This is a genomic window from Weizmannia sp. CD-2023 (assembly GCF_036225245.1).
Taxonomy (GTDB): Bacteria; Bacillota; Bacilli; order Bacillales; family Bacillaceae_C; genus Weizmannia; species Weizmannia faecalis.
This window is the reverse complement of record NZ_JARTJQ010000165.1, coordinates 1-853: the sequence shown is the minus strand read 5'-3', so window position 1 is coordinate 853 and position 853 is coordinate 1. Positions and strand designations below refer to the sequence as shown.

The following is an 853-nucleotide window of genomic DNA, read 5'->3' as shown; positions in this document are numbered from 1 at the left end:
GAATTATCCACATGTATCTAACAGAGGAGAGTTAATCTATCCAGTAACCACTAGAGAGCATTTAAAGGGCTGGCATGGCGGAAATTATAGTAAAAATGCTCCTGGTAGACCAGTTAACCCGAATTTTACAGAGGAATTTTAATAGAAAGGAGCATGATATATGAGCAAAATCGCAATTAAGTTAGCTGCTGATAGCCAACTTAGCAAATATATTATACCATTGAGAAAGTACACAGGATTAGGGATTTCAGAGATAAAAAGTAAAATTGAAAACAACGATTTATTAGCAGCGAGTGATGCAAATAACATTGATGACATGGAGAGTTTAAAAAGCTTAGTTGATATATTAATGAAATTAGGTACTGAGGTAAAAATATTTGACAGTGATAAATATGGCGAGGGAATTTTTGAGTACCAAGAAATTTCTTACGACGAATTCACAAACAATATTGAGCGATTAAAAGAAATTTCGGAAGAATTACAGGATTATGATGATGCTATTTCTGACGAAATTCAACCCCGAAACAATTAATGTTATGAATTAGGGGATGATGGCTTTGATGATGAGTATCCATTAACAGATATCTTAAAAGAGCCATGTGTTCCTGATTATGACAAAAATTACGAGACAGAAGTTTGAAAATTTTTAAAAAAGAAAATAGAGATACGTCATGATATATAAGTTGAAGTAAAATTCCTAACTCAGTATTGGAATGGGTTAAGCAAGTTGCTTCATAACGATTCATCTGTTGGAATCGTTTCGGACACGCATTTAACAGATAAGGACTTCACTCATTTAAGTAAGCCTATACACGAAAGGTTGACTTAATAATTATATTATAGTTTTTGAAGT

Annotated in this window: 1 protein-coding gene; it reads left to right on the top strand. The window is 32.6% G+C overall.

What is annotated here, in order from left to right; translation table 11 throughout:
• Positions 1-160: 160 nt before the first annotated feature.
• Positions 161-532: a hypothetical protein gene (locus P9687_RS17235; RefSeq protein ID WP_168985630.1), complete on the top strand. Its 372-nt coding sequence runs from the start codon at positions 161-163 to the stop codon at positions 530-532.
• Positions 533-853 lie beyond the last annotated feature (321 nt).

What these genes read in the sequence shown, in the direction of transcription:
- P9687_RS17235 (WP_168985630.1), top strand. Translation starts at nt 161, where the DNA reads ATGAGCAAAATCGCAATTAAGTTAGCTGCTGATAGCCAACTTAGCAAA.